This is a genomic window from uncultured Methanobrevibacter sp. (assembly GCF_937881195.1).
In the GTDB taxonomy this organism is placed as follows: Archaea; Methanobacteriota; Methanobacteria; order Methanobacteriales; family Methanobacteriaceae; genus Methanobinarius.
Window position 1 is genome coordinate 1 of record NZ_CALGFC010000025.1, and the last position, 15,846, is coordinate 15,846.

A 15,846-nucleotide genomic window follows, 5' to 3' on the forward strand; every position below is an offset into this window, starting at 1 on the left:
AATTAATTTAAAAATATCATTTAGAATATTAGCATTATAATTAATTTAAAAATATCATTTAGAATATTAGCATTATAATTAATTTAAAAATATTATCTAAATCATGATTTTATAATTTTTTTAAAAAATATCATTAGAATAAATTATTATAAATGATTTCATAATATTATTTAAAAAAATTTAATAATATGTAAATAAAATATTATTAAGTTCAGCTATTATTAATTTTGATATAAACAAAATTTTTGACAGTGAAAAACTTAACGATAATTTAATTTGAGGATACAAATGATTAAAGAAAAAGAGACATTAAAAGGAAAAATAACTTTAGCTTTGCTAAACCATCTAAAAATTTCTAGAGCACAACTTTTTGCAATTTTGACTGCATTGACAACAACTGTTTTAATTGTTAGTAATCTCGCTAGTACTAAAATGTTTGACTTTTTTGGAACAGGATTAGTTTGGGATGGAGGTGCGATACTTTTTCCTCTTTCTTATATTTTAGGGGATGTAATTACTGAGATCTTCGGTTTTAAGTGTGCAAAAAAAATTATCTGGACAGCATTTGCAATGAATCTGATAGCTGTTTTAGCATTATTTGTTGTTCAACTTTTGCCTCCAGGTCCTGGTTGGGGAAATCAGGCAGCTTATGAAACCATTATAGGTTTTATGCCCCGTATTGTTTTTGGTAGTCTGATTGCTTTTGTCACAGGACAAATTCTTAATTCTTATGTTTTTGTAAAAATTAAAGAGATGACTCATGGTAAACACTTATGGCAGAGGGCACTTGGATCTAGCTTAGTTGGTGATTTAGTCGATACTCTTATATTTACAACAATTGCATTTGTTGGTACTATTTCAACTACTCAATTTTTGGGATTATTGTTAATTGCATACCTTTCAAAGATCATTGGTGAAACCGTATTATTGCCTGTGACTTATGGAACAATTAATTTATGTAAAAAACTGGTGGAAAATGAATCAAAATCAGTTTAATTTTGAAATTAATGCTAAAATTCCTGATGCATTAGGTAGGGCAGGTATTATTCATACTCCTCATGGAAATATTAAGACACCTACTTTTGTTGTGGTTGGTACTTATGGTAATGTTAGGTTTTTATCACAATCTCAATTTAGTAATATTGGTCTTCAAACCATGATTAGTAATGGGTTTCATTTATCCAAAATTTCTAATGAAATTGAACAATCTGGAGGATTGTCACAATATTCTGGATATAATTGCCCTACTATTACTGATAGTGGTGGATTTCAGGTTATGTCTTTTGGTAGTGGATTAGGTAAAGTAATTTCAATGGATAAACGAAATATTGCTCGCGAACAATTTAAAACTGAAAATAAAAAACGTTTAGCAAGAGTAACAGAACATGGAGTATATTTCAAAACAAAAGATGATGATGATGAAAAACTTTTCACTCCGGAATATTCTATGGAATTTCAACATGAAATCGGTGCAGATATTATTATGGCATTTGATGAACTTACTAATATTGGGGATAGTAGAAATTATAATGAAGAGGCACTTGACCGCACTCATCGATGGGGAATAAGGTGTTTAGCTGAACATGAAAAATTAACTCGTGAAAGAAAAGATAAGCCTTATCAAGCTCTTTATGGTGTTTTACAAGGTGCACATTATAAAGATTTACGAGAAAAAGCTGCTAGAGAGTTAGGGGCTATGAATTTTGATGGTTATGGTTTGGGTGGTGCATTTGAAAAAGAACATTTGCCTGATATTTTATTTTGGTCTAATAGTATTTTACCTGAATTAAAACCTCGTCATTTACTTGGTCTTTCTAAACCCGATGATATTTTTGTTGGAGTTGAAAATGGTTGTGATACTTTTGATTGTGTTGCTCCTACTCGTGAGGCAAGGCATGGAAAAGTTTACACTCTTGATGGGGATATTAATCTAAGAAATGCAGAATTTGTTGATGATCCTTTGCCTTTGTTTGAAGGATGTCAGTGTCCAACTTGTAAATCTGATTATTCAAGAGAGAAAATTCGTCAATTATTAAAAAATAAAGAAGGTAAAAAAACTAAAAAGCAAATTGCCGATGATAAAAAACTTGCTTTGGAACTTTTAACTATTCATAATGTATATTTCATCGTAAACCTTACACATCAGATTCGTCAATCTATTCTTGATGGGAATTTCTTCAATTTTCGCGATAATTGGCTAAAAAGATATTATAAATAATTAAATATTAATTCTTAAAAAATCGAATTTTTTTAGTTAGCTTTAAAATAATAATTTTATTTTTATTATTATTTTATTTTCATTTTTTATTATTATTTTTCACTATATTATTTTTTAAATTATTTTTCACTATATTATTTTTCACTATATTATTTTTTAAATTATTTTTATTCTTAATAAAATTTGAATATTTTAATTAATATTTCAATTAATATAAAAATAATTAATGAGAAATATAAAAAATAAGATATAATCAGTGTTTTTAAGTAAAAAATGCAAGATAATTTAAAAAATAATAAAAATAAAAAGTAATAATGACAATAATAAATAAAATAAGAATAAAAATAAGAATAAAATAAGAATATTTCAAAGTATATTCAATATTATAAATAAAATATTATATATAATAAAAATATTCTAAAATAAATTTATTAATTTATAATAAATTAGAATAAGTTTAAAATATAAAATAAGTTTAAAATATAAAATAAATTTAAAATATAAATTTAGATTAATTAAGGAGTTAATCTACGTCTGTCTCTTGGGAATAAAACTGTTTCTCTTATGTTTTTCAAACCAGTTAATGTCATATTAAATCTGTCTGCTCCAAGACCCCAACCTGCATGAGGTGGCATACCATATTCAAATGCTTTTAAATACCCTCCAAATGCATCTGGATTTAATCCTTTTTCAGCTATTTTTTCTCTTAAAAGGTCGTGTTGATGGACCCTCATAGCTCCTGAGGATATTTCAAGATCTTTATACATTAAATCGAAAGCATGACTTTTTACAGGATTTTTTTCATTTGGCATTACATAAAATGGTTTTATTTCTGTTGGCCATTCAGTTAAGAAATAATAACCATCCATAACTTTTCCAAGTGCTTTTTCAGCAGCTCTTGACAAGTCTTCTCCCCATTCCATAGGAACATCTTTGGAATTTACAATATCAACTGCATCATCATATGTTACAATATCAAAATGTCCTTCTGGTATTTCTAAGTCCATTTCAAGTGTCTTCAGCTCTTCTTTACAGTCTTGTTTAACATTTATAATTACTTTTTGAACTAAGTCATTTAATATTTTCATAACATCAACATCGTCCATAAATGATGCTTCCATATCAATAGAAATTGCTTCATTTAAGTGACGAAGAGTATCATGTTCTTCTGCTCTAAATATTTGGGCTATTTCATAAACTTTATCAAAACCAGCAGACATCATCATCTGTTTATATAATTGAGGACTTTGACCGAGAAATGCTTCTTTTTCAAAGTATGTAATAGGGAATAATTCTGTTCCTCCTTCTGTAGCTGAAGCTACAAGTTTTGGAGTATTTATTTCTAAGAAATCTTCTTCTTCAAAGAAAGTTCTAACAGTATGCAACATCTTACTTTTTATTTTAAATATTGCACTTATTGATGGTTTTCTAAGATCTATAAATCTAGAATCTAGCCGAGTATCAATTTCTGCTTTAACTTTTTCAGTAGGATCCATTGGTAGTGGTTGATTAGCTAAACTAAATATTTTTATTTCAGATGGAATAATTTCCACACCATTAGGTGCTTTTCCACTTTCTTGAACTTTACCTTTAAGTCCAATAACTGATTCTTTTCTTAATTTTCTTATTTTCTCTAATAATTCGGGATCTATTTCTTTACTTGGAGCGGTTAATTGAATCATTCCATTCCTATCTCTAATAAGTACAAATATAATTCCTCCAAGATCTCTTATTTCATGTACCCATCCCATTACAGTAATTTCTTCATCAGTTAAACTTTCATCCACATCTTTTGTATAGTGTGTTCTTCTCCATTCACTAGATAATCTTGTCAACTTTTCACCTTTAATGACTATTGTTTATTTTTGTAATTTTCAATTTAATTTTAACTTTAAATATAAAAATTTAATTATAAATTTAAATATAACTATTTTATTTTATTCTAAATGAAATAATTTGGTTTTATAATATAATTTAAGTTTTAATTATTGTATATTAGTAAAAATATGTATTTTATATAGTTTATTATTTTATATGGTTTATTATTTTATACAGTTTATAATTTAATAAAAAATTTATAAAATAATTATATATGAACATTTATCCATAAGATAGTTATATAATAAATAATTATTTATAAAATAATATTAATTAAAATAATATTTAAATCTTTTTTAGACCTATTAACTTAATATAGAAGTTTTTATATTTTATTTTTTATTTATTTATATAATTCTTTTTTTAGGTATATCATATCAATTAACTGCTCATCATCTTCAAAAATTTCTTCACTATAATTATCAACAAAGAAATTTGGTATTATGTGAGATTTCTCAAAACCACATTTTTCATAAAAGCTAATTGCTTTTTCTACGTCTCCTGTTCCAACATAAATCTTTTTGAATTTATTTTGATCTTTACAATAACTAAACACAAATTCTATTAATTTTTGCCCATATCCTTGATTTTGGTATTTTGGGTATGTTGCAATATTTTTTATTTCATAGCTATCATTTAACGAATTGACTACGCAGATACTTTTTAAATCATTATCATATAAAGCAAATAATTCTCCATTTTCTAGATATTTGTCTATCATTCTTTCTTCTTCATCAGCTAAGAGTAATAAATCTAAAAATTCTTTTTTATTTTCTTTTATTTTCTCTATTTTCATTATTATTCTCTATATCTCTTATTTTTAATTTTTATATCTTATTTTTTCTTTAATCTAACTTTAACGGAGTTTGCATGAGCATAAAATCCTTCATAATTAGCTATTGGGACAATTGTTTCTTCTAAAGATTTTAAACCTTCTTTTGTAATTTTTTGCACCGTAGGTTTTTTTAAAAAAGAATCTGTTGATAATCCAGAATACATTCTAGCTCCTCTATCTGTTGGAAGCACATGATTAGTACCGGATCCATAATCTCCAGCTGCCACTGGGGAATATTTTCCTAAAAAGATTGAACCTGCATTTTTTATTTCTTCAAGTATCTTTTTATCTTTTTTAGAATCTTTAGTCATTATGATTAAATGTTCTGGAGCATATTCATTGGATATATCAATAGCTTCTTCAATTGTTTTTGTTACTATGATTTTTCCAAATTTTTCTAAAGATTCTTCAATAATTTCTTTTCTTTCAGCTTCTATAATCAGAGAATCAATTTCTTTTTTAGTTTCTTCTGCTAAATCTAAACTATCTGTAACTAAATAACAAGAAGCATTAGGGTCATGTTCAGCTTGTGAAAGTAGATCATGGGCTATATATTTTGGATCAGCAGTCCTATCTGCTATTATTAAAACTTCTGAAGGTCCTGCTGGAAATTCAATGTCAACAGTACCATAAACAAGCTTTTTTGCTGCTGTAACAAATATATTTCCAGGACCAACAATCTTTTCAACTTGTGGAATTGACTCAGTTCCATATGCCATAGCCGCTATGGCTTGAGCTCCCCCTACTTTGTATATTTCATCTGCTCCAGCTATATCTGCTGCAACTAAAATTGCATCCATTATTTTTCCATCTTTTTGTGGAGGACTACAACATATTATTTTTTTAACTCCAGCTATTTTGGCAGGAATAACTGTCATTAAAATTGTAGATGGATATGCTGCTCTTCCACCAGGAATATAACAACCAACTTTATTTATTGGCCTAATTATTTGTCCTGCATTTATTCCTTCTATTATTTCCATATTCCATTCATTAGGGATCTGTCTTTTGTGAAATTTTTCTATATTTCTACCAGCTTTTTTAAGAGAGTTAATTAAATTAGGATTTGATTCCTCTAAATTTTTATAACTTTCTTTTATTTCAGCTTCAGTAACTTTGAATGATTCTATAGATACCTTATCAAATTTTTTGGTATATTCTTTAAGGCTCGAGTCTTTAGAATTTTTAATATTTTTTAAAATTTCAGAAACAATAGGTATGATGTTTTCATCGGTTTCTTTTGTTTTTTTTGCGAATTTACTTAAATTTTCTTTGTTATAATATAAGATTTCCATATAAATCAACTATTAAAATTAAAAATAAAATCTAATTAGTAATTATTAGCATTATTTAATACTATTAAAATGAATTATCATATATAAAGTATTTATCTGAAATAATATAAATATTATGTTATATTAGATTATTCATAAAAACATTTATAAGCAATTTAAAGATAATATGTTTTATAGCTACAAAATTATTTATAATAAATTATAATAAAAACATTTAGCAACAATTTTAAATATTATTAAAATATAAATAATGTAGTAATATGGGTATACAAATATTGTATTGAGATGGGCATACATATAGTTTTCTTGATAATATTTAGAATTATATAACATTGTATAATATTATAAGGATAAAAAGTAATAACTATGATTATCAAAATATTTTGAAAAATATTTTATTTATTTAATTGATATTATTAAATTGCCAATATTTTTAAATAATTTATAATATTAATAATAAATTATTTAATTATTATTAAAATATTTTTAAAATATTAAAAATTAATCTATCATTAATTCAGAATTACTAATAAGAATCTATAAATTTATATAATACTTTTATACAATGTTATTATTATATAAATATAAACTGTTATTTTTATAGCTATAATATAGTATTTATATAATTATATACTATTGTTTAGATAAATATTAGCTATTATTAACAAGATCTCAGTGCTTGAAATTGATTTCATCAATTTATAATAGTAAGAGAGTAGCTATTTAATGATGAAGTGGTAAGAGGTTATTTATGTATAAAGATGAAATGATTCAGATGCACCAATTTTTAGTATATGTTTTAAAATTTTTAGAAACAGAAAGTGAGATACCTAATTCATGTAGTGAATATATTGCACTTAATATAAGTCCTCATCATATTCATAGAACTAAGGCAGAACATAAACATGCGATTTTTGTACTTTCAAATACAATTTCAGAAATTATCTTAAAAGAAGATAATGATTCTGTTCCTACTAACGTTTCTAATGCATTATCAGAGCTTGTAAAACGTTCTAGAAAGGAATTAAAAGTTGAAAGTGCTCCTGTACCTGTTGAATCAAAATAGAATATAAATATATATTTAAAATCATTTATTAAAAAACCATATAAGTACCTGTTGAATCAAAATAGAATATAAATTAAAATAGAGTATAAATCAAAATATTGTATGATTAAAAGAAGATAATGGAATGAAAATACTCTAATATTTCATTTTATTTATTAATATCTAACTTATTTTATTTAAAATATCTATAAACTGTAAAATATTGATTTGGGGGATATATTATCATATATTACGTATTATAATGGATATGTAATATTTTAACGTGTTTTTATATACTTTCTTATAATTTAATTTTAATAAACAAATTTAAAATCTTTTATTTTTTATTTTATGATTTTGTCAATATTATTAATATTAATTAATTATTATATTATATAAAAGATTTTATATTTTATAAAAGATTTTTAATTATATAAAAGATTTTTAATTTTATATTTTTTATAATAATTTTAAATTTTATTAAACTATTTATTTTTATTAAATAAACTTATTAAACAAAATATTTTCATATATATTTTTAGATATATTCTCAGATATATTCTCAGATATATTTTTAGATATATTTTCTACATATTCTTTATTATTTTTATTTTTATTTTTATTTATAGAGATATTCGTATTTTTAATTTTTTTGGGGTGTTCTAATGGAAAATTCAAATATTATGTATTACGATGAGGAGGGAACTTCAAATGATGAAATTATCATATTTATCCATAGTAATTTACTGAGTAATTGGATTTGGATAAATCAGAGAGATTATTTCAGAGATTTTCATTGCATATATTTAGATCTTCCTAATCATGGTAAAAGCCATTTTGACAATGAATTTTCAATAGAAAAATCCACTGAGTTGATTAAATCATTAATCCAAGAAAAATCTTTAGGTTTATCAAATGATACAAATTCTAATAGAAAAACAAAAAAAGTAAATTTAGTAGGTATTTCTTTAGGAGGTCAAATTGCTTTAGATTTATTGGCTAAATACCCTGAATTAATTGATAAAGTTGTTGTATCTGGTGTTAACTTATATGAAAATCCTGAAGAAAATGACTTTCATGAAGTAATTTCCATGATGGATTTACTTAAAATTAATATTCTTGATAAAAAACCTGAAAAATTTTTAATTAAGGCATTATTAGCAGAATATGGCATAAAAAAGGATTATGCTCCGTTTATAAAAGAATCATATGCTAAAATTTCAAAAAAAGACTTGAATTCAATCACTAAAGAATCTTTAAAATTTACAATTCCAAATGATATTGGAAGTTTTAATAAAAAAGGGTTTAATAAAGATAATAAATCTGAAATTAAATATAATAATATTTCTGAAATTAGTAAAAATAGCAATAAAAATAATAATATTAACAATATTAACGATAATAATCTTAATAACAATAAAAATAATAATATTAACAATATTAACGATAATAATCTTAATAACAATAAAAATAATAATATTAACAATAATAATCTTAATGGTAATAACAATAATTTTGAAATTAGCAATAATAATGAATATGAGAATCTTTTAATATTATATGGAACAAAAGAGTATCCTAGAGTTAAAACATCTGCAAGGTTGATAAAAGATGTATTTAATCAAGCAGAAATTTTTGGAGTCTACAGATCGATTCATCTTTGGAATATTATAGATTATGAATGGTTCAATGAAATTGTTAAAGATTTTTTATGTAATAAAAAAAATGATTTAAAGAATAAAGATTATTTGATTGGATTTAAGGATGAATAAGTGATATTTAAACTTCTTATATAAATATTTTTATTTATTATCTTTATTTATTATTTTTATTTAATATTTTTAATTAGGTATTTTAGGTTTTTTTATGGATAAATATGGATTTATTGGATATGGAAACATGGGGCAAATGATAATTGAGAATATTCTTAATTTGAAGATTTTTAACCCTGAGGAGATGATTATTTCAAATAGGACTTTATCAAAGCTTGATGAAATTAAGAAAAAATATCCTAATATCAGTGTTACAGATAATAATATAGAACTAGCTAAAAATTCTAGCAAAATATTTATTTTTGTTGAAACTCCCGAGTTTAAAGATTTAATCTGCCAAATTTCTCCTTTTCTTCATGAAGATTCACATATTATTCATGTATGTGCGGGATTAAGTTTTGATAATATAAAAAATTTTTATAATGGGTCTATTACTCAAGTTATTCCTTCTATCTCTTCTAAATTTAATAATGGTGATATTGATTATATCAATCATATTAATAAGAATTTTACAAAAGAAAATCAAAATGTTGGAAGTTATACTAAATTAGGGGTTTCTCTGATTTTACATAACAAAAATACATTGGATAATGATAAATGTTTGGTTGAAGAAATTTTTAATGAGTTTAGCTATATACAAATAATTGATGATTTTGAATTTAATATAAATGGGAACAATGAGAGAGTTATTGAAATAGCTACTATTTTAACTAGTTGCGGACCTGCTTTTTTTTCTAGTATAATTGATAATTTAGCTAATATTGCTTTTTCAAAGTCTGAAAATGGTATTAGTATTGATGAAGCTAAATATTTAATTGTTAAAACTCTTTTAAGTACCTTGATTCAAATTAACAATAATAACTTAGCTACTGATGAAATAATTGATAAAACTTCAACAAAAAAAGGGATAACTGAAATAGGTGTCAATTATTTAGATAAAAATTCAAATATATTAATTGAAAAACTTTTTGATTTACTTATTGAGAGATATGATGAAGTTAAATTGAGTCTAAAAAAAAATTATTCTTGATACCTTTTTAAAATTTTATTATTTTATTTTTTGGCAGAAGAAAAAGCCCTTAATTAAATTTCCTTTCATTTGCATTTTTTATAATATGAGGATAAATTTGTTAGTTTATGGAGGATTTAAATTTTTTTAATTAAGGGCTTTAGGACATAAATATTGCATTGTTTTTCGTGTTTTGTCCTGTAATTATAGTAGTGTTTTTTCTACTATATAAATATTTAGGTATGCCTAAATATTTTTTCTTTATTTTTATATTTAAAATCTATTAAATAATTAAATTTTATATATTCCATATATTTTAAATTTGTTTTGTTTTTGTGGTTGTTATATAAATATGAGTTTTATAATAATCCTTTAACTATTTTTAAGGAATAGAATATCTTAAATTAGTAAAAATATCTTTTTGTGTTGATAATTATGGGTTGATTATTATGTGGAATTTGAAAAGTTACTAATTGTAGGATTTATTTTCTATAACTTCATATGTTTTATAACAATTGTTATATTATTTTTTTAGTATTGCTTATCTTTTTGTTGATTCTAAAAAAATATATTATAACAATTGTTATATTATTCATTAAAGTATATAAATGTTGCGGTCATTAATCTAGAAAACATAAATATTTATTACTTAAAAACTATTAAAAATAAATAATATCAATTAATTATTTTATTAATTAAAATTAGCTATAATAAAAGTATCAATATCAAAAATTAGTAACTATAAGTTTATATTATAATTAAATAGGATGAATAGTTTTAATAGTATTTTCAATAAATTTATTCACTTGTGTTATGTTGGAATTATTTTTTGTATTTGTAATAATATAAAAGTTTGTGCCATTTTTTCTGAAATATACTTTTATAGTTGTTATATTTCCTTGATGAAGTTTTGAATTACCTTTAGATGTGATATAAACATATGAAATATTATCAATACTTTTATTTTTTACATTATCTCCGTAAACAGATATATCTGGGTTATCATATCCATAAACATCATTCACTCCAATATCATAACTTGTATTTTGATAGTATATTAGGGCATTATTTTTAGATGCTGATTGTGCTTGTTTAACATTATTTGGGACATCAAAAGAGAATCCATTAAAATTAATGCTCTGATTGGGACTTGTTTCTCCACCAATACATCCACTAACAGATATTACTCCCACTATTATCAAAATTATCAATATTATGGAATTTTTATTCATATTGAACACATCAGACTAATGTAAAATTCTATTTAAAATTCAGAACTAAATAATAATCTAAATTAAACAATTCTAATCAATTAATATAATAATATAATATAAATAATATAAATCATTTTAAAAATATAATAATCTAAACTTTAATATAATATTTAAATTTTAATTTAATATTCTAATATAATATTTAGTTTTAATATGACATTTAAATATAATATTTAAATGTAATTTCATTAATATTAATTCAGATATCTATTAATTGTAAATATATTTTTGTTAAAATTATAATTTTATTTGGATTCTTTCGTTGATATAAATTTAACATATTTTCCGTCAATGTTAAATACTCTACATTCTTCTAATGTTTTTTTACCATCGGTAATATCAAATTTTAATCCATGTCGGTATATCTCATTTCTTTTTTCTAGGTCTACTTCAACATCACATAGTAAACCAGTAGTAGGGGAAATATCAGGTTTAGAAAGCTCTATTAATCTTGCATCAATTATCTCTTTATTTTTTCTTAATTTCAATTTAACTTTTTTCAACATTTTTAATCATCAATTAACTATTTGTATCAAGATTATAATAAATCTATTCTTAAGATAATTTTCATATTTTTCTTCTTTCTAAATTTAATTTTTGTTAGTTTAAAAATTTATATTAATTTATTTTTTTCATGTTTATAATTAGAATTATAATTTAAATATTCTTGTTATATTTATAGTTGAAATATTATAATTATTATATAGTTGAGATATTATAATTATTATATAGTTGAAATATCATGACCATTATTATAATATTTTTATTCTTCTAGGACATATTTAAAATCCCAAAATGGAATTCCTTTTATTTCTCTATTTTCAAGATGTTCTATTTCATGTGAGGAACCATAAGCACCAGAACCATAAAATTTTAATGGTCCATTGATATGTTTTACTGATATTTTCATATCTTTAGGGTTTAGAATTGACTCTAAAATGTAATCTCCATCTACTTTTGTCATGAAAGGCCTTTCTACTAACTCTCTTTCATTTTTATTTCCGCATTTTTCCATTCGGTATATTTTGCCTTCTTCAGCTAAAATTTTAGGATTAACAAATAAGTATATTTTTTCTAATGTATATCCTATTTTACTTTTTTTATCATATTCTGTCACTTTTTCTTTTATTGACATTAGTTTTTTAGAGTTTTTACTGACACTCCAATCTCCTCCGAATCTTACTGAAAAGAAAAGAGGTAAAAAAACTTCTTCTGGAAGATTTAATTTTTTAATTATTTCTTTTTCTTTCATGGTGAATGTTAAAATCTTTTTTATATCTTCTTTTTCCAAAATGACACCCTATTTATTTTATCTGCACTTAGCTCTTATTAATATTTTGAATTTTAATGTTCTTAAATTTTTTATTAAAATATATTTTTTTAATTGAAATATATTTTTTTAATTGAAATATATTTTTTTATTGAAATATATTTTTTTTAATTGAAACATTTATAAAAATTGCATATTTCTAATTATTTAACTAAATTTTTTTTATTTTTATTTTTAAAATTTCTTGAAATATTATTTATTATTAAAGTTATTCAAAAAATTTTTATTCAATCATATCTTTATTTTGATATTTGAATAGTTATCATAATATCAATTCTTGCATAATGCAAGAGTTTTTATATGATGAGATTTATAATATTTACAATTCTTGCAATACGCAAGAGTTTATTTTTTTAATTATACTCTTGCATTAAGCAAGAATTAAATTTATATTTTATTTAATTTTTAGGAGATGTAAAAATGACAAATGAATTTTCTGATGCAGATAAGAGGATTGAATTAATAAAAAACAACCCTAAAGATGCTATATTAAAATTATCATGGCCTATGATGTTAGTAATGTTATTGATGGTTGGTTATAATATTGTTGATACTATTTGGGTAGCTGGATTGGGTGTAAATGCATTAGCTGCTCTCGGATTTATTACTCCACTTTATATGGTTATTGTTGGTCTTGGTCAGGGTATGGGTGCAGGTACTACTTCTTTTATTGCTCGTTGTATCGGTGAAGAAGATAGAAATAAAGCTAGTAATGGGGGAATTCATGGGATTTTAATCATTGTTTTTACTTCAATAATTTTACCAATTTTTCTAATTTTCTTTTTAAAAGATATTTTGATATTAATGGGAGCATCAGAAGTATTAAACATTTCTATGCAATATGGTATCATTGTTTTTTTAGGTTCTTTCGCGATTTTATTTAGTTTATTAGGTTCTAGCATATTACGTGCAGAAGGAGATATGAAAAGAGTTACTTATGCAATGATATTAACAAGTATTTTAAACATAATTCTAGATCCTATATTTATTTATGTATTAAATATGGGTATATCTGGTGCTGCAATAGCTACTATAATCTCTTCTTTTGTTTCTGCAATAATAATATTTTATTGGATATTAAAAAAACAAGATACCTATCTAAAGCTTAATTTCAAAGATTTTAAATTTAATTCTGATATTATTAAAGATATACTTAATGTTTCTTTACCTGCAAGCTTAGAAGAATTTACTTTGGCTTTATCTGCAATTGGAACTAATACTATTTTATCATTTGTTGCAGGAGCTTCAGCTGTGGCTGTCTATACTGTAGGTTGGAAAATTGTTACATTAGGCATTATTCCAGCTATAGGGCTAGAAATGGCTACTTTAACTGTTGCAGGAATGGCATATGGTGCTAGAAATTGGAAAAATTTAGAAATAATTTTTAATTATGCTACACAAATAGGAGTTTTTTTAGGTGTTATTTTAGCTATTATCACATTCATATTTGCTCCACAAATAGCAGCAATGTTCACTTACTCTACTGGAGCTGAAGAAATAATAACAAATTTAATTTCATTTATAAGGATTATGTCATTATTTTTCATAGCTATTCCTTTAGGACTTGTTTCAACAGCTATTTTTCAAGCTGCAGGAAAAGGAATAACTTCTTTAATATTAAACTTTATAAGGGATATTGGTTTAACTTTATTTACTTCTTTTATTTTAGCTATTGTATTTAATTTTGGAGAATTTGGTGTTTATTGGGGTATTGTTTTAGGTGTTATATTTGGGTCAATTATTAATTATCTTTACTTTAAATTTTTTTTAGGAAAATTGAAAAATAGAAACAATATTTTTAATAATAAAAATTCTAAAGAGGATATTTTACCCAAATAATTACTGATATTTAAATAATTACCGATATCTTTATTTTAATTAAAATTATAATTTATACTATATTTTTTATTAATTAATTTATTAATTAAATATCTCAATATGTTATTTTATTAAATACATTATTTAGAAAGATTTTATAAATTCAAATAGTGATAATATGGATCCATTAAATCATATTATAAATGCAGACCCTTCAAATATTTCTTTAAGTTTTCTAATTGAAATTTTAAATAGATATAATAATATACGTTTATTTTTTGAGATGAATAAATTAGGAATAACCTATCATGAATACCAATTTCTATTTTATTTATATTATGAAAAAAACGCAATTCAAGAGGATATTGCTAAGATTTTTAGAAGAAATGAAAGTACAATAACCAGGGCTTTGAAAAAATTAGAAGATAAAGATTTGATAAGAAGAGAACCAGACGAAAATAATCGTAGGAAAAATATTGTTTTTCTTAAAGAAAATGGAATTGAACTTGTAAAAAAAATTCAAGAAGTCAATAATGAATGGGAAAAAGAAGCTTTAAGTGGTTTTTCTAAAGAAGAAAAAGAAAATTTAAAGAAAGCATTAAAAAAAATCGCTGTGAATTCATTTAAAAAGGATAATATATGATTTTAAAATTAGTTTTAAATCATATTAATTATAAATTTAATCAATCTATAAATCCTATTAATTTTTAAATTACATTAATTTTTAACTCATATTAATCTTTAAACCAACACAATTTTTAAATAAATATCTATTCGGATAGTCATTATTTAATTTAATCAGTTGATTAATCATTTATTAATTGGTTAATTACTATAATTATTGAATAAATTATTGATTTATACTAATTATTGCTCTAAAGGCATTAAAATCCTAGTCAATAATTTATCTTCTGGTACATCGTCAGGACTATTATAGTAACTTTCTAGAAATATTCCATTTGTTGTCATTCCATTTTCTTCAATCCAATTAATGATTTCATCATATGTTTCCCCCATTTCTTGATAAGGTCCTTGGTAAAGTGCATATACAGCTATCATCTCTTCTATATGGCTGAATTTTATGTCTTCTTTTCCAGATAATTCTTTAGAAACAGGAAAACCTATTTCTACTTTTAAATTTTCCATTTCCATATTAAAATATCTTACAAAAGGAATATCTTCTGGATATTCTCCAATTTCAGCTAAATATTTTTCTATTTTTTGGTATGTTTCTTTTATTAATTTTGGTAGCTTTTCTAATTCTGTAGTGATTTTAATAGAAATTACTGGTTGTTTAGCTTTTTTTACAATTTCTATTCTTGATAAAAGTGGCATTTTATCTCCTTTTATTTATTTTATAAATTTTATTTTA

14 protein-coding genes are annotated in these 15,846 nt (G+C 23.1%); 7 read left to right on the forward strand and 7 right to left on the reverse strand.

The genetic code is table 11. The annotated features are described in order from the left end of the window. Positions 1–276 precede the first annotated feature (276 nt). Positions 277–996, forward strand: coding sequence for a queuosine precursor transporter (locus Q0087_RS03590; protein WP_297898312.1), 720 nt, complete (start codon positions 277–279; stop codon positions 994–996). Further along, positions 977–2,218 (forward strand): tRNA guanosine(34) transglycosylase Tgt, encoded by a 1,242-nt coding sequence (gene tgt / locus Q0087_RS03595; RefSeq protein WP_297898313.1) that lies wholly within the window; start codon positions 977–979, stop codon positions 2,216–2,218. The genes Q0087_RS03590 and tgt overlap by 20 nt, the downstream gene beginning before the upstream one ends. Positions 2,219–2,733: 515 nt before the next feature. On the opposite strand, the gene aspS is transcribed toward tgt, so the two are convergent. From aspS to hisD, 3 genes are all read right to left on the reverse strand, one after another. After that, on the reverse strand, positions 2,734–4,053 hold the full coding sequence (gene aspS, locus Q0087_RS03600) for an aspartate--tRNA(Asn) ligase (RefSeq protein ID WP_297898314.1): 1,320 nt from the start codon (positions 4,051–4,053) through the stop codon (positions 2,734–2,736). Between the two features lie 386 nt (positions 4,054–4,439). Further along, positions 4,440–4,892, reverse strand: a complete 453-nt coding sequence (locus Q0087_RS03605) for an N-acetyltransferase (RefSeq protein ID WP_297898315.1) — start codon at positions 4,890–4,892, stop codon at positions 4,440–4,442. 38 nt (positions 4,893–4,930) lie between these two features. Further along, on the reverse strand, positions 4,931–6,226 hold the full coding sequence (gene hisD / locus Q0087_RS03610) for a histidinol dehydrogenase (protein ID WP_297898316.1): 1,296 nt from the start codon (positions 6,224–6,226) through the stop codon (positions 4,931–4,933). Between the two features lie 751 nt (positions 6,227–6,977). Between hisD and Q0087_RS03615 the strand changes: the two genes are divergently transcribed. From Q0087_RS03615 to Q0087_RS03625, 3 genes are all read left to right on the forward strand, one after another. After that, positions 6,978–7,292, forward strand: a complete 315-nt coding sequence (locus tag Q0087_RS03615; protein WP_297898317.1) for a UPF0058 family protein — start codon at positions 6,978–6,980, stop codon at positions 7,290–7,292. 644 nt (positions 7,293–7,936) lie between these two features. Next, positions 7,937–9,043 carry an alpha/beta fold hydrolase gene (locus Q0087_RS03620; RefSeq protein WP_297898318.1) on the forward strand — a complete coding sequence of 369 codons (1,107 nt, stop codon included), beginning with the start codon at positions 7,937–7,939 and terminating at the stop codon, positions 9,041–9,043. 94 nt (positions 9,044–9,137) lie between these two features. Next, positions 9,138–10,073, forward strand: coding sequence for a pyrroline-5-carboxylate reductase dimerization domain-containing protein (locus tag Q0087_RS03625; protein ID WP_297898319.1), 936 nt, complete (start codon positions 9,138–9,140; stop codon positions 10,071–10,073). A gap of 737 nt (positions 10,074–10,810) precedes the next feature. On the opposite strand, the gene Q0087_RS03630 is transcribed toward Q0087_RS03625, so the two are convergent. The 3 genes from Q0087_RS03630 to Q0087_RS03640 all read right to left on the reverse strand — a co-directional run bounded on the left by Q0087_RS03630 (position 10,811) and on the right by Q0087_RS03640 (position 12,617). Continuing rightward, positions 10,811–11,284, reverse strand: a complete 474-nt coding sequence (locus Q0087_RS03630) for a hypothetical protein (RefSeq protein WP_297898320.1) — start codon at positions 11,282–11,284, stop codon at positions 10,811–10,813. Positions 11,285–11,571: 287 nt separating this feature from the next. Beyond that, positions 11,572–11,832, reverse strand: a complete 261-nt coding sequence (locus Q0087_RS03635; protein ID WP_297898321.1) for a hypothetical protein — start codon at positions 11,830–11,832, stop codon at positions 11,572–11,574. A 257-nt stretch (positions 11,833–12,089) separates the two neighbouring features. After that, on the reverse strand, positions 12,090–12,617 hold the full coding sequence (locus Q0087_RS03640) for a RimK/LysX family protein (protein WP_297898322.1): 528 nt from the start codon (positions 12,615–12,617) through the stop codon (positions 12,090–12,092). Positions 12,618–13,076: 459 nt separating this feature from the next. On the opposite strand from Q0087_RS03640, the gene Q0087_RS03645 reads away from it, so the two are divergent. Both Q0087_RS03645 and Q0087_RS03650 read left to right on the forward strand, forming a co-directional pair. Continuing rightward, positions 13,077–14,495, forward strand: coding sequence for an MATE family efflux transporter (locus Q0087_RS03645; protein WP_297898323.1), 1,419 nt, complete (start codon positions 13,077–13,079; stop codon positions 14,493–14,495). 157 nt (positions 14,496–14,652) lie between these two features. Next, complete coding sequence (locus tag Q0087_RS03650) at positions 14,653–15,117, forward strand: MarR family winged helix-turn-helix transcriptional regulator (protein WP_297898324.1); 465 nt, start codon at positions 14,653–14,655, stop codon at positions 15,115–15,117. A 224-nt stretch (positions 15,118–15,341) separates the two neighbouring features. Here the strand turns inward: Q0087_RS03650 and Q0087_RS03655 are convergent, their stop codons facing one another. Then, positions 15,342–15,809, reverse strand: a complete 468-nt coding sequence (locus tag Q0087_RS03655) for a GyrI-like domain-containing protein (protein WP_297898325.1) — start codon at positions 15,807–15,809, stop codon at positions 15,342–15,344. Between the last annotated feature and the right edge of the window lie 37 nt (positions 15,810–15,846).

Coding starts and splice junctions, on each gene's coding strand:
- tgt (WP_297898313.1), top strand. CDS start 977: ATGAATCAAAATCAGTTTAATTTTGAAATTAATGCTAAAATTCCTGAT.
- Q0087_RS03605 (WP_297898315.1), bottom strand. CDS start 4,892: ATGAAAATAGAGAAAATAAAAGAAAATAAAAAAGAATTTTTAGATTTA.
- hisD (WP_297898316.1), bottom strand. CDS start 6,226: ATGGAAATCTTATATTATAACAAAGAAAATTTAAGTAAATTCGCAAAA.
- Q0087_RS03615 (WP_297898317.1), top strand. CDS start 6,978: ATGTATAAAGATGAAATGATTCAGATGCACCAATTTTTAGTATATGTT.
- Q0087_RS03620 (WP_297898318.1), top strand. CDS start 7,937: ATGGAAAATTCAAATATTATGTATTACGATGAGGAGGGAACTTCAAAT.
- Q0087_RS03625 (WP_297898319.1), top strand. CDS start 9,138: ATGGATAAATATGGATTTATTGGATATGGAAACATGGGGCAAATGATA.
- Q0087_RS03630 (WP_297898320.1), bottom strand. CDS start 11,284: ATGAATAAAAATTCCATAATATTGATAATTTTGATAATAGTGGGAGTA.
- Q0087_RS03635 (WP_297898321.1), bottom strand. CDS start 11,832: ATGTTGAAAAAAGTTAAATTGAAATTAAGAAAAAATAAAGAGATAATT.
- Q0087_RS03645 (WP_297898323.1), top strand. CDS start 13,077: ATGACAAATGAATTTTCTGATGCAGATAAGAGGATTGAATTAATAAAA.
- Q0087_RS03650 (WP_297898324.1), top strand. CDS start 14,653: ATGGATCCATTAAATCATATTATAAATGCAGACCCTTCAAATATTTCT.
- Q0087_RS03655 (WP_297898325.1), bottom strand. CDS start 15,809: ATGCCACTTTTATCAAGAATAGAAATTGTAAAAAAAGCTAAACAACCA.